The sequence below is a fragment of the Acrocarpospora catenulata genome, assembly GCF_018476525.1.
GTDB lineage: Bacteria > Actinomycetota > Actinomycetes > Streptosporangiales > Streptosporangiaceae > Acrocarpospora > Acrocarpospora catenulata.
In genome coordinates, this window is sequence record NZ_JAHCST010000053.1 from 37,153 (window position 1) to 57,617 (window position 20,465).

Genomic DNA, 20,465 nt, shown 5'->3' on the forward strand with positions numbered 1-20,465 from the left:
TCAGCCGTCGACCGCCAGCACGATCGCGGCCACGTCGTGGTCGCCGAATCCACTGTCCACGAGACGCTGCTCCAGCTCGGCCACCAGGCTTCCCAGGCGGAGCTCCACCCCTGCCCCGCGGGCCACCTCCTCAGCGATTCGAAGGTCCTTCAAGTGCAGGGCGAGCCTGCCGCGCGGGGCGAAGTCACCCTCCACCATCATCGCGGCCCGCTCGCTGAGCACCCAGGACGCCGCGGCGCCCTCGCGCAGTTCGGCCATGAGCGCGCCCGCGTCGAGACCGGCGCGCCGGGCCAGCGCCACCCCCTCCGCGACGCCCAGGAAGGCGCCGGCGAGGATCACCTGGTTGACCGCCTTGGCCAGCTGGCCGCTGCCGACCTCACCGACGTGGACGATCCGGCCGGAGACGTGCACCAGCACGGGGCGCACCGCGGCGAGGTCGGCGTCCCGCGCGCCGCACAGCAGGGTCAGGGTTCCCCGCCGGGCCGCCTCCTCCCCTCCGGTGACGGGGGCGTCGACGAAGCCGACTCCCCTGACGGCGAGCCGGGCGGCCACATCCTTCGAGGTGCCGGGACTGACGGTGCTGGTGTCGACGACGACGGCCCCCTCCGCGAGCGCCGGCAGCACGATCTCAACGAGGGACGACACCGCCGCGTCGTCGCTGAGCGACATGATCACGACCGAGGCGTCCGCGACCGCCGCCACGGCCGACTCGGCGACCGGCACACCGGCCGCCGCGGCCGCCGCGCGCCGCTCCGGCGACCTGTTCCACGCCACCAGGGCGACGTCCTCGGCCCGGGCGAGCCGGTCGGCCATCCCGGCTCCGATGCTGCCGAGCCCAAGCAGCGCCACGCGACGGCGTTCGGCCGGGCACCCTGCCAGAGGCCGGTCGCCGCTCACGGGGAGACCCCGGCCAGGCCGGACCGGGTCGCGGGCGTGCCCGCCCCCGCGAACCAGTCGACGACCCGGTTGGCTTCCAGGACCGCGCTGGTGATTCGGCGCGGCGCCACGCAGTCGCCGATCGCCCGTGCGGTCAGTCCGCGTGCCTGGAGCTCTTGGAGCAACCCGGTGACGGGTCGTGCCTGGGTCAGGACGACCACGAGATCGGCGCTCGTGCGGGAGACCTCACCGGTGACCGAGTCGACGAGCGTCACCTGGCCCGGCGTCAGGCCGCCGATCCGCGTGAACGGCCGGTACGCCGTCCCCGCTCCGCGCAGGCGAGCGTGGAGCGGGGCGATGCTCTCCAGCGGGATCGCGCCCCCGATCGCCCCCGCCGGGGTGAGCAGGGTGACGTGCAGCCCTTGGGCGATGAGCAGCTCGGCGGCGCTGATCGTCGGCCAGAACCCGGTGCCGTCGTCGGCGACCAGCGCGTTCCCCGCGAGATCTCGCGACGATCCGTCGAGCAGCTCCCAGACCGACAGAACACGCGGCGACCCACCTGGCGGCAGCGAGTCGCCGAACGACGGCGGGTCGTGCACGGCTCCCGTCGCGACGACCGTGAGGTCCGGTTGCCGCGCGGCGACGTCCTGGGCCGACGCGCGGTGCCCGGTGACGACCTCGACGGCGAGGCGGCGCAGCTCCGACCCGAGGTAGGCGGTGAACCCGGTCAGCTCCCCCCGCAGCGGGCCGCGCGCGGCACGGCGTACCTGTCCGCCCAGCTCGTCGTCGGCCTCGAAGAGGGTGACCGCGCAGCCGCGCTCCGCGAGCAGCCGGGCGGCCTCCAGGCCCCCCGGCCCGCCGCCGACCACGACGGCCCGGCGGTCCGAGGGTGGCCGGATCACCCGTATCCCGAAGACGCTCTCGCGACCGGCGGCCGCGTTGACCGCGCACGCGGCGCCGCCATGGGCGATCCGGCAGTCCTGCACGAAGCCGACGCACGGCCGGATCGCCCCGGGGACGGTTCCCGCGGCCTTGGCGGGGAACTCGGCGTCGGCGATCAGCGCGCGCCCGAGCCCGACCAGGTCGGCCACGCCGTCGTCCAGGAGCCGCTGGGCGAGCTCCGGGGTCGTGATCCGCCCCGCGACGACAACGGGCAGCGACGTCACGGCCTTCACCGCCGCCGCCTGCTCAGCGGCGACGGCGTACCCGCTGGTGTTGTCCTTGACGTACGCGTTGCGCACGCCCCGGGTGATCGAGAGGTAGTCCACGAGGGCACGTTCCGCCAGCTCCCGCACGATCTCCAGGGTATCCTCGATGCCGATGCCGTCGGCGGTCTCCTCGATCGCGCTCAGGCGCACGCCGAGCGCGACGCCGGGGCCGCAGCGCTGCCGGACCCGCTCCAGGATCGTGGTCAGGAAGGCTGTCCGCTCGCGGGCGGTCGCCCCGCCGAACTCGTCGGCGCGCAGGTTCGTGGCCGCCCCGAGGAACTGCGCGACGAGGTAGCCGTGCGCGCCGTGGATCTCGATGCCGTCGTACCCGGCCCGTACGGACAGCTCGGCGCTGCGGACGAAACCCTCGATCACCTCGTGCACGTCGGCACGCGTCATCTCGTGCGGCAGATGGGGATCGCGTACGGAACGCACGGAGCTGGGGGCCAGCTGGGGCAGCTCCGGCTGCCCTTCGGTCGTCTCCCGCCCGAGATGGAGGATCTGCGCGAAGATCTTGGCTCCCTCGGCGTGCACCGCGTCCACGCGGCGCCTGAGCATCCGCACGCCCTCCTCGCGCCAGGCCTCGATGCCCGGGTGGCCGCGCATGCTCGAGGTCGGGTGCACGAACGTGCCACCGGTGATGATGAGCCCGGCCCCGCCTCTGGCCCGGTCCGCGTGCCAGGCGATGTCGGCCTCGGTGACCAGCCCGGCGTGCGCGTGCCGGGTTCCCATCGGGCACATGACCAGACGGTTGGGCACGGTCACCGGGCCGATCGCGCAGGGGTCGAACAGCGTCCGGCCCGCGGTGGTCACGTCATCTCCGGGGCGGACTCGGCGGGCCTGAGCAGGAACTCCCGGGTCACCCCGACGAAGGCCCGCGGCCGGTCCATCATCACGAAGTGCTCGCACTCAGGCAGGATCACCAGGTCGATGTTCTTCATCAGATCGACCAGCGGGACTGCCTTCTGGTACGGGGAGCAGGTGTCCTCCCGGCCCCAGAGCACGAGCGTCGGCGTGGACAGCCGCGCGAGCTTGTCGTGGAACTCCTGCGCGTTCTTCTGGTGGTAGAACGCCAGCGGGTCGTTGACGTTCATGGCCCTGACGAAATGCTCCAGCCGCCCGGACTCGGCCGCCTCCTCGTACGCCGCCCGCAGCCACCGCTCGGGCAGGTTCTCCTTGCGGAGCACCTGGGTCATGTAGGCGTCCGACAGGCTTTCGAAGCTGATGTCACCGTCGGAGCCCCACCGGGTGAGCGCCAGGGCCGGAGCCGTCCAGCCGCCGTCCTCCCCGACATGTCCGCCGGGGGCGACCGAGCCGCTGCCGATCACGATCAGCCTGGTCACCCGCTCCGGCGCCAGCACGGCCAGCTCACACGCGATGCGGCCGCCACGCGAGTGACCGGCGACATGCACCGCGCCGTAACCGAGGACGTCCAGGACCCGCACCAGGTGCCGGGCGACGTTCGGCGGAGTGTCCGGGCCCGGGATGGGCGCCGAGCCTCCGTACCCGGGCATGTCGACCAGGATCAGCCGGAAGTCCTTGGCCAGCTCACCGGTCACCGCCTGGAATGAGAAGTAGCTGGAGATGGCGGGGCCCGATCCGTGCACGAGCAGCAGCGGGTGTCCGGAGCCGAGCTCGATGACCGAGGTGGCGACGCCGTCGACCTCGACCACCCGGCGCGCGGGCGTCGCGTCGCTCATGCGGGCCACCCTTCGAGCAGGTCGGAGATCTCCTCCAGCGCGCCCATGCCGAGGTCGCCCTGGTACACCTGGCAGCTGCCGAGGATCTGGCCGAGCTGCGGGCGGGTCGCGCCGAAGGCCCGGGCCATGTGGACCGCGCGGCGCAGGGCCTTCGGCTCGCGGATCATGACGGCCTGGTGCACCTGGAGCAACGCGATGAACTGCTTGGGCAGGGGGCCGTACGCGGCGTTCTCGTAGCGGGCCCGCCACAACTTCAGGGCGGACGGGTTGACCTCGGCCAGCACCCGGACGTAGCCGGGAACCGCTCCCTGGACCGTCCGGTGCCAGCTCTCCAGCCTGGCCAGGTCGTCCCCGGTGAAGGGGGTGTCGGGGTCGAGGTCGATGCCGCTCCGGAAGGCGTCGGGGTCGGGCGCCCAGCCGGTCGGCCACTTGAGCCCGGATACCGTGCCCGGTTCCTCCTTCCAGTCCGCCATGTACGCCGACGACAGGTCCGAGCCCGCGTTGAGCCCGCGCGGCCCGCCGTGCAGCCAGCCCAGCACGATGGTCTGCGCGACCTCGGCTTTGGTGGCCCCGAACCCACGGGCCATGATCACCTCGTAGAAGTGACCCTCGCGGTAGGCGTTGGTCGTGTAGTAGTGCAGCCAGACGAGTGGAGCCGGGTCCGTGATCCCGTCCGGGATGGTACGGCCGGCCGGCACGTACTCGACCCAGTGGCGGTAGCGCTTCAACGCGTCCGGCCGCAGGTCGAGCATGTACGGCAGGAAGGCGCACAGGTCGAGGTTGCCCTCTCCGTGCGTGGTGGCGTACCACTCGGCCATCGCCTCGTACTCGTCCTGGGTGAAGCCTTCGCTCGTCCAGTCCTGGCCCGTGTCCATCTTCGTCTGGGTCATGGAACGGTGATCCTCTCTCCGGTGGTGGAAGCCGTGACAAGCTCACGGACCACTCGATGGGCGTCCAAGGTCGCGTAGCTGAGACGTCTCGGGGAGAGGGCGTCCCCGACGAGATGGACGGGCAGCCCCTCGCCGAGCTCCGCGGCAAGGGCGGTGCTCGGCTCATTGGGCACCTGGAGCACGACGGCTCCCGCCTTGACCTTGCGCTCGGCGCCGTCGACGATGCCGGTCACCACGACCGCGTCCGCGCCGATCTCGGCGACCTCGGTGAGCGTGTGGTATCTCGCCCCGGCGGCGCTGAGCCTGCGGTGCAGCGGGAGCACACTCTCGTGCGGGATCGAGCGCCCGATCACCGCGTTCGGGGTGACGAACTCGACGCGTACCCCTCGGGCGGCCAGGAAGTCCGCCGCGCCGCACACCTCCCAGAAGCCGGTGCCGTCGTCGACGAGCACGACCGAGCCTGGCAGGTCCGGAGAGTTGGGGCCGAGCAGGTCCCAGGTGGTCAGAACCGGCGTCGCCGCGCCGTGGGCGAGGGCCGGGAGCGCGCCGGGGGCCGCGCCGGTGGCCAGGATCACCGCGCCGGGTCCGATCGCGGTGATGGCGGCGGCGTCGGCGGCCTGCCCCAGCCGTACCTCGACGCCGCTGCGGCGGACGCGGGTTTCCAGGTATTCGGCGTAGTCGAGCCAGTTCTCCCGGAGCGGGGTGCGGGCGGCTCGCAGCAGCTGGCCGCCGAGCCTCTCGTCCTGCTCGATGAGGACGACCTCCAGTCCGGCCTCCGCGGCCAGCCAGGCGGCTTCGAGCCCGCCGGGACCGCCGCCCACCACGACCAGTGACATCGGCTTCGGGGCGCTGAGGACGTCGTAAACGCTCCAGGTCGTCTCCCGGCCCGCGGCGGCGTTGACCGCGCAGGTGACGCCGGCCTGGGATAGCCGGCAGTCCTGCCCGATGGCCAGGCAGGGCCGGATCGGCGCGTCGCCGTGCTCGGCCTTCTCCGGCCACTGAGGGTCGGCGATCAGGGCTCGGCCGAGACCGACGAGGTCGGCCACGCCGTCGGCGATGAGGGATTCCGCGACCTCCGGGCTGGTGATCCGCCCGGCCTGGATGAGCGGCAGGCCGGTGGCGGCGCGGACGGCCCTGACCTCGGGACGCGCGAACCCCTGGTCGTAGGAGTTGTCCTTCACGTAGGTGCCGCGCACGCCCATCGTCAGGTGCAGGTAGTCCACCGACCCCAGCGCCTCCAGCCGCTCGGCGAAGCGCTGGGTGTCCGCCAGGGAGATGCCGCCGCGCACGCCCTCGACCATGCTCAGCCGTACCCCAAGGGCGATCTCGTCGCCGACCCGCTCGCGTACCTCGCCGATGACCTCGGTGAGGAAGCGCATCCGGGACTCGATGCTGCCTGCGCCGTAGGCGTCGTCGCGGTGGTTGCTGTACGGCGACAGGAACTGCCCGACGAGGTAGTTGTGCGCGCCGTGGATCTCCAGTCCATCCATGCCGGCCTCGCGGAACAGGAGGGCGGTCGTCCCGAAGGCCGCGACGATCATCTTGATGTCGGCGAGGTCCATGGCCTTCGGCCCCCACTCGGTCGTACCGGACCGGAGGGCGGACGGCGCCAGCGTGGGACTCTCGATCAGCCCTCCGACGGCACCGGTCCCCACGTCCCTGCCGAGGTGCAGGAACTGCCCGAAGATCTTGCAGCCGTGCCGGTGCACAGCCTCGACCCGCCGGCGCTGGCCTTCCAGACCCTCCTCGCGCCAGCCCTCGACCAGGCCGACCGGGTTGCCGCGCGAGTTCGAGGTCGGGTGCACAAGCGCACCGCCCGAGATCATCAGACCCAGGCCGCCCCGCGCCCGTTCCTCGCTCCAGGCCAGCTCGGCCTCGTTAACGGTGCCGTCGGGGCACAGCCGGGTGCCCATCGGGTTCATCGCGACCCGATTCTTGATCACGGTACGTCCGACCGTGAACGGGCTGAATAGGTTGGGGTAGTTCGACACCTGTCATCATCCCCTTCTACTATAGACACAATTACCAGGTTTATCCGAGTGGGGTCAACGATGGACAACGCTGCCGGCGGCACGGTCTGGGCGGCTCTGGACGCACCTTTCGGCACGACGGTGCTGAGTCAGACCGGCGAGGTCACCCTGCTCCTCACGCGCGGGGCCGACCTGGTGACGACACGGCACCTGCACGCGTGGCACGACGAGTTCGGCCACCTGGTCCGCGGCTCGGGCGAGATCGAGATCGACGGCGTCCCGCATCCGGTCACCGCCGGGTCGACCTGGGAGATCAGGCGCGGCACCCCGCACGGCGGCCGGTTCGACGGGGAGTTCACCGTGCTGGTGTGGTTCACTCCGGGGGACGACCTCGCGGCACCCGACCGCGTCAACCTCTGAGCCGGTCGGAGATCAGCGCGTGAGCGCGAGCCGCAGGTCACGCTTGCTGACCTTGCCCCCGGAGTTCTTCGGCAACTCATCGAGGAGCACCAGCCGCTCGGGGAGCTTCTGTTTGGCCATGCCTTGCGCCAGCAGGAACGCGCACAACTCCTCGAGCACGAGAGGGCGTCCCGCGACCGGAACGACACACGCGGCCGCACGCTCGCCGTACACCTCGTCCGGGACCCCCACGACGGCCACCTCGGCCACCGCCGGATGGCGCAGCGCGAGGTCCTCGATCTCACCCGGATTGATGTTGAGCCCGCCCCGGATGATCATGTCGCGGGTACGGCCGACGATGTGCAGATAGCCCTCCTCGTCGAACAGTCCCAGATCGCCGGACTGATACCAGCCCTCGGCGTCGAACATGCGCTCGTCCTGCCCGGGGTTGTTGAGGTAGCCGTAGCTCTTGCTCGGGGTCCGCCACACGACCTGTCCCGGGGTGCCCGCCGGGGGCTCTGCCCCGTTCTCGCCCACCAGGCGGCAGTCCGTCATCGGCAGCAACCGGCCGACCGAGCGGTGGCGGTGCGCGTCGTCGTCGTCGATCGAGGTGAGCACCGGCACTCCGCCGTCGCTCGCGCCGTACGACGTCTGGACGCGGCACCCGAGCACGCTCTCGACCCGGCGCGCGTGCGCCTCCTCAAGCTTGGCCCCGGCGTTGTTGAAGGCCCGCAGCGAGGTCACGTCCCGGGCACGCGCCTCCTGCGCGGCCACCATCTTGATCATCTGCGTCGGCACCGCCGTCGCCACGGTCACCCTCTCCCGCTCGATCAGGTCGAGCGCGGCGTCGGCGCTCCAGTCGCTCAGCATGATCGACCTGGCGCCGAACAGGACCGGCGCCAGCACCGGGAACACATAGCCGGTCGAGCCGGTGTTGGGCGGGGCGACCTGGAGCACGACGTCGTCGGGCCGCAGGGCCACCCGCGACGCGAACTGCGACAGCAGGAACCACAGGTTGTTGTCCGACCACAGCGACACCTTCGGCAGTTGTGTGGTGCCCGAGCTGATCATCGCCAGGTGCGGACGGTCCGGGTCCGGTTCCGGCAGCTCCGCGGGAGCGAGGCCGGGGGTGGCGAAGATCTCCGCCAGCGACGGGCCGGCGTCCCCGCCGATGAGCGTCTCGATGTGCGGGTGGGTCCCGCGCAGCGCGGCCGCGTCGCGGGGCGTGCGGCCGGTGCCGTCGGCCATGACGAAGTAGCGCGCCCGGGAGACGGCGAGCAGGTGCGCCACCTCCGGCTCGGTGAACATGTGCGACATCGGCATGACGATCATGTCCAGGCTGTCGCAGGCCAGATGCGCGAGGAGGATGTCGGCCCGGCCCCGGCTCTCCAGGGCCAGCACGTCTCCGGGCCGCGCCCCGCGCGCGAGCAGCCATGCCGCCATCGACCCGACTCGTGCGAGCAGCGCGTCGTAGGTGAGGTCGGCCAGACCGTCGCTCACCGCCCGGCGCGACCCCGCGGCGAGATCGGCCACCGTACGCACGAGGGAGCGGCTCTGCCACAGACCCGCGTCGCGGTAGGACGCGGCCAGGCTGGGGGTCAGGCGCCGGACGGGCATGCTCCAGCCTCCGTTCCGGTCATGCCGCACCTCCGTAGCCGCCCAGGTAGGCCGTGGCGATCGCGGGGTCGTCCGCCAGTTCCGCCGTCGGCCCCTCGTGGTGCACCCGGCCATTGGACAGGACGTAGGCGTAGGAGGTGATGCCGAAGGCCTTCGGGACGTTCTGCTCCGCGATGAGGATCGACAGCTGCTTGCTCTCCGCGATGTCGCGTAGCACGTCGAAGATCCCGCTCACCACGATGGGGGCCAGGCCGGCGCTCGGCTCGTCGAGCAACAGCACCTCGGGCCTGGCCATCAGCGCCCTGCCGATGGCCACCATCTGCTGCTCGCCACCGCTGAGACTGTATCCCGGCCGGTCCATCAGCACGCCGAGCTTGGGAAAGATCTCCACGATGTCGGCGATGCCGGTCCCGCCGGAACCCGGCGGGCGGCGGCGGTGGATGTAACCGCCGAGCTCCAGGTTCTCCCGTACCGACAGGGCGCCGAACACCTCACGCTCCTGCGGGCAGAGGACCACGCCGACCCTGGCGATCTCGTGCTTGCGCGTCCTCACCAGGTCGTGCCCGCCGTACTGGATACTGCCTTCCCGTGGCCGCTGACGACCGGCGATGGCGCCCAGGACGGTCGACTTGCCGGCACCGTTGGGCCCGAGGAGCACCCGCGCCTCCCCGCTCGGCAGGTCGAGGTTCACCCCTTGGACGGCGACGTGGTCGTCGTAGGTGACGGTCAGGTCCCGCACCTCAAGATCGCCCATGTGATCCGCTCGCCTCCTTGCCGATGTACGCCTCGACCACCTGGGGCATCCGCACCACATCCTCACAGGGACCGGCGGCGATCACTCTGCCCAGGTTGAGGACGACCAGCCGGTCGCAGAACCTGCGGACCAGCGGGACGTTGTGCTCGATCACGATGACCCCGATATCCCGTGCCCGGGCCGTCTCCGCGATCAACCGGCCGACGTTCATGGCATCCTCACCCTGGAGCCCCGCCACCGGTTCGTCCAGGACGAGGATGCGCCGGGCCGCCGCCAGCCCCCGTGCGATCTCGACCCGCCGCGACTCCCCCAGGGAGAGCGAGGCGGCACCGCGGTCGGCGACGTGCGCCATGCCCACCATGTCCAGCAGCTCAATGGCCTCGCGGCGCAGGCTCGCCCGGCCGGTCCGCGGCGTCAGCACCCGCCAGATCTGCGGCTGCCTCCGGACGAACAGCAGGGCTGCCTCGATGTTCTCGACGATCGACAATGAGGAGAACAGGCGCGGCACCTGGTAGGTGCGGCCGACACCGGCCTGGGCCAGCCGGTGCGGTGACCGGGCGGTCACGTCCGTGCCCCCCAGGGTCACGGTGCCCGAGGTCGGCTCCACGTAGCCGGTGATCAGGTTGACGAACGTGGTCTTGCCGGAACCGTTCGGGCCGATCAGGCCCACCACCTCGCCCAGCTCGAGGGTGAGCGAAACGTCGTCGACGGCCCGCAGGCCGCCGTACTGCTTGGCGATCTTCTCGACCTGGAGTATGGGGTTCATGCGTTCACCTTGCCGTCCAGGGCGATGACGCGCCTGCGGCCGATCCGCCGCAGCATGCCCGCCCGGAGGCTGGTCAGCCCGTCGGGTAGGAAGATCACGATCGCGAGTAGCAGGATGCCGTTCACCGCCAGATTCCAGTCGCCGACGTCCTCGATCTGCACCTGGATGAGCATGACCACGATGACGCCGACCAGGGGTCCCCACATCGACCGCAGCCCTCCGACGATGACGAAGGTCAGGATCCCCAGGATCTGGTGCAGGCTGAAATCCTGGGCGTTGATCTGGTGGAAGAGGTGCACCCGCTCGAAGCCCGCGACGCTGGCTATCACGGCGGACAGGACGAACACGTACACGTGCATCCGGAAGACGCTCAGGCCGGTGCCGGCCGCCGCGATCGGATCGTCGTTCACGATCGACATCGCCATGCCGAAGCGAGACCGTTTGAGCAGGTAGGCGAGCGCGACGACGATCGCCACCGTGATCCAGACGGCACGCAGGTCGACCAGCCGCGGAATGGCATACAGGCCCGTGGCCCCGCCGAGCGACTGCAGGTTCGACGCGACCACGCTGACCAGGCCCACGAGCGCGAACGAGGTGAGCCCAAGGTAGATCCCCGACAGCCGCACCATGAGCGGCGCGAGCAGGATCGCGAAGGCCACCGACGCGCCGACCGCCATCAGGAACTTCACCGGGAGGGCCAGCTCGGTGTTGAGCGTGAGGATCGCGCCCGTGTAGCCCGCCACCGCGACGAACACCGGCTGGGCCACCTGGAACTGGCCCATGGACAGGGGCAGGAACATCGCGTACGCCAGCAGGATGTTGATGCCCATCTGGCGGAGCAGGACTTGGTTCTCCTGGATGAGGTGAAGAAGGTCCATCGAGCTCACACCGTCCGCGCGCGTCGCCCGAGCAGGCCGTGCGGGCGGATCAGCAGGATCAGCACGATCGCCAGGAGCGGAATCATGTCCCGGAACTGACCTCCCAGGTAGTAGACACCGGTGGTCTCCAGCACGGCCAGCATCAGGGCCGCCACGATGGCGCCGCCCACGCTCCCCATGCCGCCGAGCACTACCACGATGAATCCCTTGAGCTCGTACGTCGATCCCATCGACGTGGAGACTCCGCTGGTGACCAGCGCGATGAACACACCGGCCAGCGCGGCCAGCATCGACGACAGGACCCAGACACCCGTGACGACCGCCCCCGAGTTGATCCCGAGTGAGGTCGCCATCTGCCGGTTCTCCGCGACGGCACGAAGGGCTCGCCCGTAGATCGTGCCGCGCAGGAACCGGTGCAGGGCGATGAGGAGCCCGATCCCGAACACGATAACGACGATCTGCAACAGGGTGATCGTCGCGCCGAAGAGGTGGAAGGACTGCTGCGGGAAGGCGTCCTCGGGGACGATCTGGTTGCGGGTCCCGAACCACACGACCGCGACCGCCTCCAAGACGCCGGCGATGCCGAGCGTGCTGAGCAGTGGCCCATAGCTCACCGCCCCGCCCGTGGCCCCCCGGCCGCGTACGGGCCGGTAGGCCACGAAGTCCAGCACCAGCCCGAGCACGGCCCCGGACACCAGCCCCACGGCGACGGCCAGGACCAGCGAGCCGCTGTTGATGATCGTCCAGACCGCGATGTTCGCCGTGATCATGAAGACGAACGCGTAGCCGAGGTTGAGCACGTCGAGCACGCCGAAGATCAGGACGAACCCGACCGCGAACAGGCCGTACACCGACGCCATTGTGAGAGTGTTGATGGTCTGCTGGAGAAGGGTGTCCATCGGTTCCTTCCAGAATCCGGCGCGAGGAACATCGAGCCCGCGAACGGGTGCACCCGGCGTGGGGTCACTTACCGTTCTGCTCGAACTGGCCGTTGTTCGACTTGAGGACGACGGGCTTCTCGCAGATAGGGACGCGGTTCTCCATCGTGAACTTGCAGCCGGCGTATTGCCAGGTCGTCATCTTCGTCAGGGCCTCGGTCACCGAGGCGTGATCACGCGGGTTGTCCGCGGCCCTCAGCGCGTCGGCCATCAGCCGCATGGAGTTGTAGCCGGTGGCCGCGAACCGGGTGGGCGCCTGACCGTGCTTCTTCGTGTAGGCATCGCTGAACTCCTTGTTCTCCGGCGAGTCGTCACCGATGGACCAGAAGTCCGGAACGTAGACGTTCTCGCCACCGGCGCCGGCCTGCTTGAGCGCGTCCACGGAGTTGAGCTGCGCGCCGCCGATGATCGGCACGTTGATGCCGAGCTGGCGGGCCTGCTTCAGAATGGCTCCGCCCTCCTGCGCGGCGGGGATCACGATCAGGGCGTCGGGGTTGGCGGCCTTGATCTTGGTGAGATGAGAGGACCAGTCGGCATCTGTCGAGAGGTACTGTTCGTCGCCGACGGTCCGCACACCGGCCTTCTCGAAGTTGCCCTTGAACGCCTCGTAGGAGGTCTCGGAGGACGCCTCGCCGGTGATCCGGATGTACGCCGCGGTCGTGAGGCCGAGGCTGCCCACGACCTGGGAGACGAAGTTGGGGACCAGGGTGCCGTCGGGCGGCGCGACCTGGAAGATGTGCGGCCCGATCTTGGGAACCTCGGCCGCCACACTGTTGCTGAGCAGCGGGATGCCGGCGTCCTCGACGTCGGGAACCCAGGCCAGCTGGTCGCTGGTGACGGTGAAGGTCAGGATGCCGACGGAGCTGTCATCGTTGATGGCGTCGCCCGCCGCCTTGACGGCCTTGTCCTTGTTGGAGGCGGTGTCGTACTTCTTGATCTTGATCTTCGCTCCGTTGACGCCGCCCTCGGCGTTGACCTTTTCGAGGGCGATCGTCGCGCCGCGGTCGAGTTCCGTACCGAAGTATCCGACCGGGCCGGTCAGCATCACGATCTCACTGAGCCCGATGTCGCCACTCGAGTTGTCGGCAGCCGTCCCCCCGCATGCGGAGGCCAGGAGGGCAAGGCTGCTCGCCGCAACCAAAGCCCCGAGCTTGTTCGTCCGTTTGATCATCGTGGGACCTCTAGCGAGTGCCTCGCACAGGCGAGTTATCGTGCGACCGAAGCCGCCTATCGATGCATATCTATACTAACGTTACGGTGGTGTGTCAACGGTCACACATCCTCTTTTTTGTGACTATTGTTTGCTCTAATCTGGCTGTCGATGAGCGATCGGAGACACCGTGCACGTGCCCTTGACCACCCAGGACTTCCTCGCCCGCGCCTCACTGTCATACGCCGCCTCGGCCGCCCTCGTGGACGAGCCCGGCCCCTTCCAGGACGGTGGCTTGGGGCGCCTCACGTACGGGCAGCTGGCGAAACGCGCACGGGCGATGGCCGCCGGGCTCGACGCACGGGGCATGGCCCGGGGTAGCCGGATCGCCGTACTCAGCCACAACAGTGGCCGGCTGCTCGAGTCGTTCTTCGGGGTCACCTCGTGGGGCCGGGTCCTGGTACCGGTCAACTTCCGGCTGGCGCGTCCCGAGATCCGCTACATCGTGGAGCACAGCGGTGCCGACCTGCTTCTCGTCGATCCGGAGGTGCGCGACAGCGTCGACCAGGACCTCGGGATCCCGGTGCTCATGCTCGGCGAGGAGTCCGACGCCGCCCTGATGGCTCCCGGTGAGGACCCGCGGCCCTGGGCCGACCCGGATGAGACCGCGACCGCGACGATCAACTACACCTCGGGAACCACGGCCCGCCCCAAGGGCGTGCAGCTGACCCACCGCAACCTCTGGGTCAACGCGGTCACCTTCGCTCTGCACACGGCGGTCACCGATCGCGACGTCTACCTGCACACGTTGCCGATGTTCCACGCCAACGGCTGGGGGATGCCCTTCGCGCTGACCGGGCTCGGCGTCCAGCAGGTCGTCCTGCGCAAGGTCGACGGCGACGACATCCTGGCCCGGGTCCGGGACCACGGCGTCACGCTGATGTGCGGCGCCCCCGCGGTCCTCGCCGCGGTGATCGAGGCCGCCCAGAAGTGGGACGGGCCGGTGCCGGGCGCTGGGCGGGTCCGGGTGGTCTGCGCGGGCGCGCCACCGCCGACGCGGATCATCGAGGAGGTCGAGAACCGCCTCGGGTGGGAGCTCATCCAGATCTATGGGCTGACCGAGACATCCCCCCTGCTCACCATCAACCGCCGACGCGCCCGCGATGACGAGCGCTCCTCGAACGAGCGGGCGCGACGACTCTCCCGGGCCGGGACTCCGGCACTCGGGGTCACGCTCCAAGTGGCGGAGGACGGCGAATTGCTGGTGCGGGGGAACGTGGTGTTCGAGAGCTACTGGCAGCAACCGGAGGAGACCTCACAGGCGCAACGTGACGGCTGGTTCCACACCGGGGACGGAGGTCACCTCGACGAGGAGGGTTTCGTCACCATCGTCGACCGCAAGAAGGACGTCATCATCAGCGGCGGCGAGAACGTCTCCTCGATCGAGGTCGAGGACTGCCTGTTCAGCCACCCTGCGGTGGCAGAGGCCGCCGTCATCAGCGTGCCGCACGAGAAGTGGGGCGAGACGGTAAAAGCGGTCGTCGTCCTGAAGTCCGGCGCCACCGCGTCGCCGGCGGATCTGATCGCCCACTGCAAGGCCGCGCTGGCGGGATACAAGGCGCCGACGTCGGTGGACTTCGTCGAGGCGTTGCCGCGCAACGCCACGGGCAAGGTGCAGAAGTTCAAGCTCCGCGAACCGTACTGGGCCGGTCGCGAACGCCTCGTCAACTGACCATATCCATAGTTTGACCTCAGGAGGATCCATGGCAAGAATCGCGTTGGTCGATACCGCGGACTTCCCCCCAGAGCTCCGGGGGCGGGTCGCGGATCCCGACGACCAGGTGGCCAACGGCCACCTGCGGGTCATCGCCCACCTGCCGCGGGTGGCGGTAGCCTGGCTCGACCTCCTTGGCGAACTCCGCTCCGCCGGCACGCTCGGGCCGAGGCTGATCGAGATCGTCAGGCTCCGGATCGCCTACCACAACCAGTGCGGCCACTGCATGGCCGTCCGGTTCGGTGACGACGTCGACGAGACCCTGGTCTGCGAGCTCAACCGGCCCGAGACCGCCGAAGATCTCTCGGACGCCGAGCGTGCCGCCCTCCGTTACGCGGACTCGCTGTCCCTCGACCACATGAACATCGACGACACGGACTTCGACGACCTGCGCCGCCACTTCACCGACCAGCAGATCGTGGAGCTCAGTGTCAACTGTGCGATCTTCCTCGGCTTCGGCCGTGTCTCGCGAGGTTGGCAGGTCACCGACGGGCTCGCGGACCACTACGACGGCACGACCAGAATGGAGCTGTCCACCGACGGGATCGTACTCAAGGGCGCGCACTGAGGCGCTTCACCCCCCGATATGCGCACGTGATCCTGTCAGGCGGTAAGGCCATCCACGGATTGATTCACTCCTCCAGGGAGAGGGCCTGGCTAGGGCACACGTGCACCGCATGCGCTGGACAGGGCCGACCCGCTCGACCAGCAGGCCATCACCTGGTCCATGATCCTCGGGTACGTGGCCGATGGGGACTTCACCATCGACAAGCCCGCACAGTACGACTTCTGGCGCGCCTACCGGCCGGCCTTCTGGCCGGGGCCCGTTCCTGGGGTGGGACGTTTCGGACTTCGTCACGCACGAAGCCCGGCACCGGCCGCTGTTCACCGACGAGGTGCACGAGTCGGGCCTCCGGTACGACCTGTGGTCCTCGCGACACATCCTGGCCGGCGAACAGCTCGTCGGGACCTGGGAGTCCGACCTGACCGCCTCCGTCTGGCCGATGATGGACTACTTCGATCGCCCGCTGCTGGGTGTCAGCGCGGCAGAGCGCGAGGCCGCCCTTGAGGGAGCCCGGCAGCTCTCGCTGTCACTGGTGTACTGGATCCAGACCGAGGCGCCGCGCCATGACGGTGGTGTTGGGTACCCCGGTGTCCGCCCTCGGCCCGGCATCTCCGGCACGGCCGATGGCCTCGCCAGGGAACCGTACATCCGGGAAGCGAGACGCATCCGTGCCCAGTTCACCATCACCGAGCCCCATGTGGGCGTCGAAGCGCGGGATGGCCGGATCGGCTCGGAGGTCTTCCATGACACGGTGGGGATCGGTGCCTATCGCATCGATCTCCACCCGTCCACTTCCGGTCGGAACACACTCGACATCGACACCTGGCCGTTCCAGATCCCGCTCGGTGCGTTGATTCCGCAACGGGTGGGCAACCTGCTCGCCGCCGCCAAGAACATCGGCACGACCCACATCACGAATGGTGCCTACCGAGTTCATCCGGTGGAGTGGTCCATCGGCGAGGCCGCGGGGGCATTGGCGGCGTTCTGCGTCGCGCACCGTATCGTGCCGACGCAGGTCCGTGAGGACCACCGGCTGCTCGGGGAGTTCCAGCGGCATCTGAACACCCAACTCGATGTGCCGCTCGAGTGGCCGCGCGTCGGCGCGCTGACCCCGATGAGCCGCTTCGGCTACGTGCGGAGTCGACGCGGCGACTCCGTCACCTCGGCAGCCCGATGACAGCCCAGCAGGACGGAGATCCGCGATGAATCAGTACTTCGCCGTCGTCTACCGCTACGCCGACGGCTCCGACGAGCGGCGGGCTGCCCTGCGTGCCGAGCATGTGGCGTTCCTGCACACCCTGCACCAGATGCGTTCACTCCGCGTCAGCGGGCGGCTCAACCGCGGCGATCGTCCGGGGCACTGCTGATCCTGGCCGCCGGTGAGGCCGAGGCCATCGCTGACCTGCTGGACGATGACCCATTCTGGTCGGCAGGACTCGTCGCACAGCGAGAGGTTCTCGCGTGGGACGTCGTGTTCGGAAGCGAGGTGCTCGACTGATGCTGGTCGCCAGGACGACAGCCCCCAAACGGATTGAGTTCCAGCAGCGACCGGTACCGTCCGTCGGCGCTGACGAAGCGCTGATTCGAGTCGAGCACGTGACCCTGTGCGGGACCGACCTCCACATCTGGGAGGGCGAGTATGTGAACCCGTTTCCACTCGTGCAGGGCCACGAGTTCGTCGGGCGCGTCGTGAAGACCGGCGAGGAGTTCGCCGGCGCCCGCGTGGGAGATCGGGTGGTCCCCTCGCCGATGCGGTTCTGCCGGCGTTGCTCGGCCTGCCGCGCTGGCCGCCACAATGTGTGCGAGCACATCTCGGTTCTCGGGTGTTACGAGGACGGAGCGCTCGCCGATTACGTCGTCGTGCCGAGCGGCAGCGTCTGGCGTGTCCCCGATGGGCTGCCCGCGGACCTGGCACCTCTCAGCGAACCGGTGAGCATCGCGATGCAAGCCGTCCGCCGCGGTCGGCCCGAGGCGGGGGAGCTGGCACTGGTATTGGGCTGCGGGCCGATCGGTCTGATTGCCACGCGGCACCTGTCGGATCTCGGCGTGGACGTCGTCGCGGCCGACACCGTGACAAAACGGGCCGAGACAGCGGGACGGTTCGGCGCCGTCGGCGCTCTGGTGATCGATCCGGCCGGCGCCTTCCCCTCGCGCGAATCCGTGACCGCCGCCGGACAGTGCACACCCGATCGGCCGGTCACCTTGGTGATCGAGGCGACCGGCTCGCCCGATGCACTCGCCGGAGCGCTCGAGATCGCGGCTCACGCCAGCCGGGTCGTGCTCGTGGGCATCTCCGATCGGACCGCTCAGATTCCGATGCGGACCATTCCGCTCAAGGAACTCGACGTCCTCGGCAGCCGCAATAGCCGGGACCTGATCGGCGAGGGGCTCGGGTTCGTCAACCGTCATCGTGCTCTGCTGCGGAGCCTCATCACCCATCGCTTCGCCGTGACCGACCTGGAGGTGGCGCTACGGACCATGCGTGACGACGCGGCCAATGTCGGCAAGATCCTCATCGACCTGCCGGCGGTCAACGAGTGAGGCGTCCGTTCTCGTCTGGCTGTCTACCATCCGGGGCACGGCGAAGCCGCCGGAGCCCGGCCCGGCGGCTTTCCTCCCGCGGTCCTCAGAAGCTGGACTCCAGCTCGATGGCCCGGCCGGCCGCCGCCAGCAGGAACAGGTCGATGGTGCGCCCGCCGTTCTGGTTGATGTTGTTGGGCAGGTTGAGCGCGCCGGGCCGCCTATACACCGCCGCAGGGCAGCGCGGGAGGGTCCATCGCCGGCAGGGGACCGTCCAGAGTGCAGGGGACGAATCGGCCAGGGCGCCTTAAAGCAGCACGGTGAAGCGGGCGCCTTCAGCGATCGTCGCGGGCAAGCTCTCCGGGCACGACCTAGTAGGACTTTGTTAGTTCGTCATGGTGGTCGTTGATGGCAGGTGGGGCATCGGCCTGTCCAGGTCGCCAGTAAAACCTGGAGCATGTGGAGAATCTTGTAGAAGGTCAGGCCGCCCCAGCCGCTTTTGGGCCGGTCAAGCGCAGTTCGGTGAGGAACAGGTGGGCGGCCGAGACCAGGGTGACGTGGCGGTGCCAGCCGATGAAGGAGCGGCCTTCGAAGTGGGTCAGGCCCAGGCCGGTCTTGAGCTCGCGGTAGTCGTGCTCGATCCTCCAGCGAATCTTCGCCAGGCGGACCAGCTCCCGCAGCCGGATGCCGACGGGCAGGGTGGACAACCAGTAGCCGGTGGGCTCAGGCTCACCGGGTGGCCATTCGGCCAGCAGCCAGCACTCGGGCAGGTGACCATCGGCGCTGCGGGGGATGTCACGGTTGGCAGGCCGTACCCGTAGCACGATGAAGCGGGAGGCCATCTTCGCTGTCGGGTTGCCCTTGGTGTGCTTGCTGCCGTATCGCCAGCTCACCCGGCGCAGACTGCTTCGTCCGGCGGCCAGGGCCAGATCCCGCAGGGTGGAGGGCGCGCTGCGGTACTTGGCCACCGGACGGCGGCCGTTGCCGGAGTAGGGCGGCGTCTCAGGGACGACATCGGCGGGATACGCGCTGGTGGTGCCCTTGAGGGCGACCACGTACGGCAGGCCGCGTGCACTCAGGCCCAGCCGTAGCGCGGTCACATCGCCGTATCCGGCGTCGGCGGCCACCAGCGGCGGGACCTGCCCCCAGACGGCCAGCTCATCCAGCATGTCCAGCGCGTGCTGCCATTTGGGACGGTGCCGCTGATCGTCGGGGATGGCGCAGCGCCGCCGCCGAGCGGCGATCTGTTCCGCCTCGGCTTTGGCGGCTTCCGCCTCGGCTTTGCCGATCCCTTCCGCTTCGGCTTTGGCGCCGGCCAGAGCGTCGTCCCATCGCTCGGGCAGAAACAGCCGCCAGTTCAGCGCCGCGGAGCAGGTATCGGTGACCGCGTGCACACTGACCGCGATCTGACAGTTGGTCACCTTCCCCGCGGTCCCGGTGTACTGCCGGGCCACCCCGGGGGAGGCATCGCCGTCCTTGAGGTGCCCGGTGTCGTCCAGCACCCGTGCCTGCGGTGCCACCACGCCGATCGCGCGCTGTGCCAGACGCCGCCGAACCCCCGCATAGTCCCAGGTCGAGGAGGTGATGAACTGCTGCAATCGTTGGTGATCCACCTCCAGCCGCTCGGCCATCGGCACCATCGACTTTCGCCGCCCGTCCAGCATCAGCCCACGCATGTACAACCCGCCGTTGGCCCGCTGCTCCCGGCGCGAGAAGGAGGTGAACACCTCACCCGCGAAGTCCTCAAGACGGCCTCGAACATCAGCCAGCTCAGCCGGAGTCACCCAGAGATCATCCCACGCGAGATCTCAAACTAACAAAGTCCTACTAGTCCCATGCGGTTTGGTGTCCTCAGCGGAGGGCTTCAATCATGTGGCGCTGCAGCGCCCTCTGATAGGTCCGCTCGTCGATGCCCTACAGGGCGACCAGGCCTCGGCAAGTGGCTGCCACGGAAACCGCCCTCGGCCACCCACCGGGAGGGCCGAGGCGCCGCCGCAACCTCGGCCCCGGTGGGGGTCAGACTGTCCCGGGGGGCTCGGCCGCGTGCCCGCAGGATGACGATCACGGCCGGAATGAGCAGGCCGAGCCAGCCGAAGCCGGTCATCACTATGACATAGAGAAGGTGGTAGCCGCAGGCGAGTACGACCGGGGCGGCGGCGAGCAGGATCATTCGGCGGCCGGTGGCGGTGCGGGCGGTGTGGCCAGCCGCGATCGCGATCACGGCCAAAGGAGGCACGAAAATGAGGGCCTCCGCCTCGTACTCCATCGACTCCAGAACGAAGACCTTCACCAGCATGGCGACGACGAGCAGCGCCGACCATGCCAACATCCGCCCGTACGGGAGGACGGGCCGCTCGGGCCGCAGTGTGACCAGAAGGGCGGTGAGCACGGCAGGGCCGGCCAAGAGCGCGACGGACACCGGCTGGTCGTAAGCGAAGGAGTAAGCGTCCGACAGGTCGA

At 69.5% G+C, this 20,465-nt stretch carries 20 protein-coding genes; 6 read left to right on the forward strand and 14 right to left on the reverse strand.

Annotated elements, in window-relative coordinates:
- Genes KIP79_RS35620 through KIP79_RS49805 form a run of 5 tightly spaced genes read right to left on the reverse strand, consistent with a single transcriptional unit; the run spans position 1 to position 6,665 of the window.
- Positions 1-897: an NAD(P)-dependent oxidoreductase gene (locus tag KIP79_RS35620; protein ID WP_308170058.1), complete on the reverse strand. Its 897-nt coding sequence runs from the start codon at positions 895-897 to the stop codon at positions 1-3.
- The gene (locus KIP79_RS35625; RefSeq protein WP_214109384.1) at positions 894-2,897 is read right to left on the reverse strand and encodes an oxidoreductase; all 2,004 of its coding nucleotides are present in this window, start codon (positions 2,895-2,897) and stop codon (positions 894-896) included. The genes KIP79_RS35620 and KIP79_RS35625 overlap by 4 nt, the downstream gene beginning before the upstream one ends.
- The gene (locus KIP79_RS35630) at positions 2,894-3,784 is read right to left on the reverse strand and encodes an alpha/beta fold hydrolase (protein WP_214109385.1); all 891 of its coding nucleotides are present in this window, start codon (positions 3,782-3,784) and stop codon (positions 2,894-2,896) included. Before KIP79_RS35630 ends, KIP79_RS35625 begins: the two co-directional genes overlap by 4 nt.
- Positions 3,781-4,674, reverse strand: a complete 894-nt coding sequence (locus tag KIP79_RS35635; RefSeq protein WP_214109386.1) for a hypothetical protein — start codon at positions 4,672-4,674, stop codon at positions 3,781-3,783. Before KIP79_RS35635 ends, KIP79_RS35630 begins: the two co-directional genes overlap by 4 nt.
- Positions 4,671-6,665 carry an oxidoreductase gene (locus tag KIP79_RS49805; RefSeq protein ID WP_308170059.1) on the reverse strand — a complete coding sequence of 665 codons (1,995 nt, stop codon included), beginning with the start codon at positions 6,663-6,665 and terminating at the stop codon, positions 4,671-4,673. The genes KIP79_RS35635 and KIP79_RS49805 overlap by 4 nt, the downstream gene beginning before the upstream one ends.
- Before the next feature lie 60 nt (positions 6,666-6,725).
- Here KIP79_RS49805 and KIP79_RS35645 point away from each other — a divergent pair, with 60 nt between their 5' ends.
- Positions 6,726-7,064 carry a cupin domain-containing protein gene (locus tag KIP79_RS35645; protein WP_214109388.1) on the forward strand — a complete coding sequence of 113 codons (339 nt, stop codon included), beginning with the start codon at positions 6,726-6,728 and terminating at the stop codon, positions 7,062-7,064.
- A gap of 12 nt (positions 7,065-7,076) precedes the next feature.
- Here KIP79_RS35645 and KIP79_RS35650 read toward each other — a convergent pair whose 3' ends face one another.
- The 6 genes from KIP79_RS35650 to KIP79_RS35675 form a co-directional block, all read right to left on the reverse strand.
- Complete coding sequence (locus KIP79_RS35650; RefSeq protein ID WP_214109389.1) at positions 7,077-8,660, reverse strand: AMP-binding protein; 1,584 nt, start codon at positions 8,658-8,660, stop codon at positions 7,077-7,079.
- Between the two features lie 19 nt (positions 8,661-8,679).
- A complete protein-coding gene (locus KIP79_RS35655; RefSeq protein ID WP_214109390.1) occupies positions 8,680-9,414 on the reverse strand; it encodes an ABC transporter ATP-binding protein in 735 nt (244 codons plus the stop codon).
- Positions 9,401-10,180, reverse strand: coding sequence for an ABC transporter ATP-binding protein (locus KIP79_RS35660; RefSeq protein ID WP_214109391.1), 780 nt, complete (start codon positions 10,178-10,180; stop codon positions 9,401-9,403). Before KIP79_RS35660 ends, KIP79_RS35655 begins: the two co-directional genes overlap by 14 nt.
- Positions 10,177-11,058, reverse strand: coding sequence for a branched-chain amino acid ABC transporter permease (locus KIP79_RS35665; RefSeq protein ID WP_214109392.1), 882 nt, complete (start codon positions 11,056-11,058; stop codon positions 10,177-10,179). The genes KIP79_RS35660 and KIP79_RS35665 overlap by 4 nt, the downstream gene beginning before the upstream one ends.
- Before the next feature lie 5 nt (positions 11,059-11,063).
- Complete coding sequence (locus KIP79_RS35670; protein WP_214109393.1) at positions 11,064-11,957, reverse strand: branched-chain amino acid ABC transporter permease; 894 nt, start codon at positions 11,955-11,957, stop codon at positions 11,064-11,066.
- 64 nt (positions 11,958-12,021) lie between these two features.
- The gene (locus KIP79_RS35675) at positions 12,022-13,167 is read right to left on the reverse strand and encodes an ABC transporter substrate-binding protein (RefSeq protein WP_214109394.1); all 1,146 of its coding nucleotides are present in this window, start codon (positions 13,165-13,167) and stop codon (positions 12,022-12,024) included.
- 169 nt (positions 13,168-13,336) lie between these two features.
- Here KIP79_RS35675 and KIP79_RS35680 point away from each other — a divergent pair, with 169 nt between their 5' ends.
- The 5 genes from KIP79_RS35680 to KIP79_RS35700 all read left to right on the forward strand — a co-directional run bounded on the left by KIP79_RS35680 (position 13,337) and on the right by KIP79_RS35700 (position 18,026).
- Entirely contained in the window at positions 13,337-14,878 is a 1,542-nt protein-coding gene (locus tag KIP79_RS35680; RefSeq protein ID WP_214109395.1) for an AMP-binding protein, read from the forward strand.
- 31 nt (positions 14,879-14,909) lie between these two features.
- A complete protein-coding gene (locus KIP79_RS35685) occupies positions 14,910-15,488 on the forward strand; it encodes a carboxymuconolactone decarboxylase family protein (RefSeq protein WP_214109396.1) in 579 nt (192 codons plus the stop codon).
- A gap of 181 nt (positions 15,489-15,669) precedes the next feature.
- Positions 15,670-16,662, forward strand: coding sequence for an FAD-dependent oxidoreductase (locus KIP79_RS35690; RefSeq protein WP_214109397.1), 993 nt, complete (start codon positions 15,670-15,672; stop codon positions 16,660-16,662).
- A 25-nt stretch (positions 16,663-16,687) separates the two neighbouring features.
- On the forward strand, positions 16,688-16,852 hold the full coding sequence (locus KIP79_RS35695) for a YciI family protein (protein WP_214109398.1): 165 nt from the start codon (positions 16,688-16,690) through the stop codon (positions 16,850-16,852).
- 130 nt (positions 16,853-16,982) lie between these two features.
- Positions 16,983-18,026: an alcohol dehydrogenase catalytic domain-containing protein gene (locus KIP79_RS35700; protein WP_214109399.1), complete on the forward strand. Its 1,044-nt coding sequence runs from the start codon at positions 16,983-16,985 to the stop codon at positions 18,024-18,026.
- 85 nt (positions 18,027-18,111) lie between these two features.
- Here the strand turns inward: KIP79_RS35700 and KIP79_RS48755 are convergent, their stop codons facing one another.
- The 3 genes from KIP79_RS48755 to KIP79_RS35710 form a co-directional block, all read right to left on the reverse strand.
- Positions 18,112-18,234 carry a hypothetical protein gene (locus KIP79_RS48755; protein WP_256447603.1) on the reverse strand — a complete coding sequence of 41 codons (123 nt, stop codon included), beginning with the start codon at positions 18,232-18,234 and terminating at the stop codon, positions 18,112-18,114.
- A 250-nt stretch (positions 18,235-18,484) separates the two neighbouring features.
- Positions 18,485-19,789, reverse strand: coding sequence for an IS701 family transposase (locus KIP79_RS35705; protein ID WP_214109400.1), 1,305 nt, complete (start codon positions 19,787-19,789; stop codon positions 18,485-18,487).
- Between the two features lie 80 nt (positions 19,790-19,869).
- The gene (locus tag KIP79_RS35710) at positions 19,870-20,424 is read right to left on the reverse strand and encodes a hypothetical protein (protein ID WP_214109401.1); all 555 of its coding nucleotides are present in this window, start codon (positions 20,422-20,424) and stop codon (positions 19,870-19,872) included.
- Positions 20,425-20,465: the final 41 nt, after the last annotated feature.

Excerpts from the sequence above, each read along its gene's own strand:
- KIP79_RS35650 (WP_214109389.1), bottom strand. The coding sequence starts at position 8,660 with ATGCCCGTCCGGCGCCTGACCCCCAGCCTGGCCGCGTCCTACCGCGAC.
- KIP79_RS35630 (WP_214109385.1), bottom strand. The coding sequence starts at position 3,784 with ATGAGCGACGCGACGCCCGCGCGCCGGGTGGTCGAGGTCGACGGCGTC.
- KIP79_RS35635 (WP_214109386.1), bottom strand. The coding sequence starts at position 4,674 with ATGACCCAGACGAAGATGGACACGGGCCAGGACTGGACGAGCGAAGGC.
- KIP79_RS35670 (WP_214109393.1), bottom strand. The coding sequence starts at position 11,957 with ATGGACACCCTTCTCCAGCAGACCATCAACACTCTCACAATGGCGTCG.
- KIP79_RS35700 (WP_214109399.1), top strand. The coding sequence starts at position 16,983 with ATGCTGGTCGCCAGGACGACAGCCCCCAAACGGATTGAGTTCCAGCAG.
- KIP79_RS35645 (WP_214109388.1), top strand. The coding sequence starts at position 6,726 with ATGGACAACGCTGCCGGCGGCACGGTCTGGGCGGCTCTGGACGCACCT.
- KIP79_RS35660 (WP_214109391.1), bottom strand. The coding sequence starts at position 10,180 with ATGAACCCCATACTCCAGGTCGAGAAGATCGCCAAGCAGTACGGCGGC.
- KIP79_RS35685 (WP_214109396.1), top strand. The coding sequence starts at position 14,910 with ATGGCAAGAATCGCGTTGGTCGATACCGCGGACTTCCCCCCAGAGCTC.
- KIP79_RS35655 (WP_214109390.1), bottom strand. The coding sequence starts at position 9,414 with ATGGGCGATCTTGAGGTGCGGGACCTGACCGTCACCTACGACGACCAC.
- KIP79_RS35675 (WP_214109394.1), bottom strand. The coding sequence starts at position 13,167 with ATGATCAAACGGACGAACAAGCTCGGGGCTTTGGTTGCGGCGAGCAGC.
- KIP79_RS35690 (WP_214109397.1), top strand. The coding sequence starts at position 15,670 with ATGGGGACTTCACCATCGACAAGCCCGCACAGTACGACTTCTGGCGCG.
- KIP79_RS35665 (WP_214109392.1), bottom strand. The coding sequence starts at position 11,058 with ATGGACCTTCTTCACCTCATCCAGGAGAACCAAGTCCTGCTCCGCCAG.
- KIP79_RS35695 (WP_214109398.1), top strand. The coding sequence starts at position 16,688 with ATGAATCAGTACTTCGCCGTCGTCTACCGCTACGCCGACGGCTCCGAC.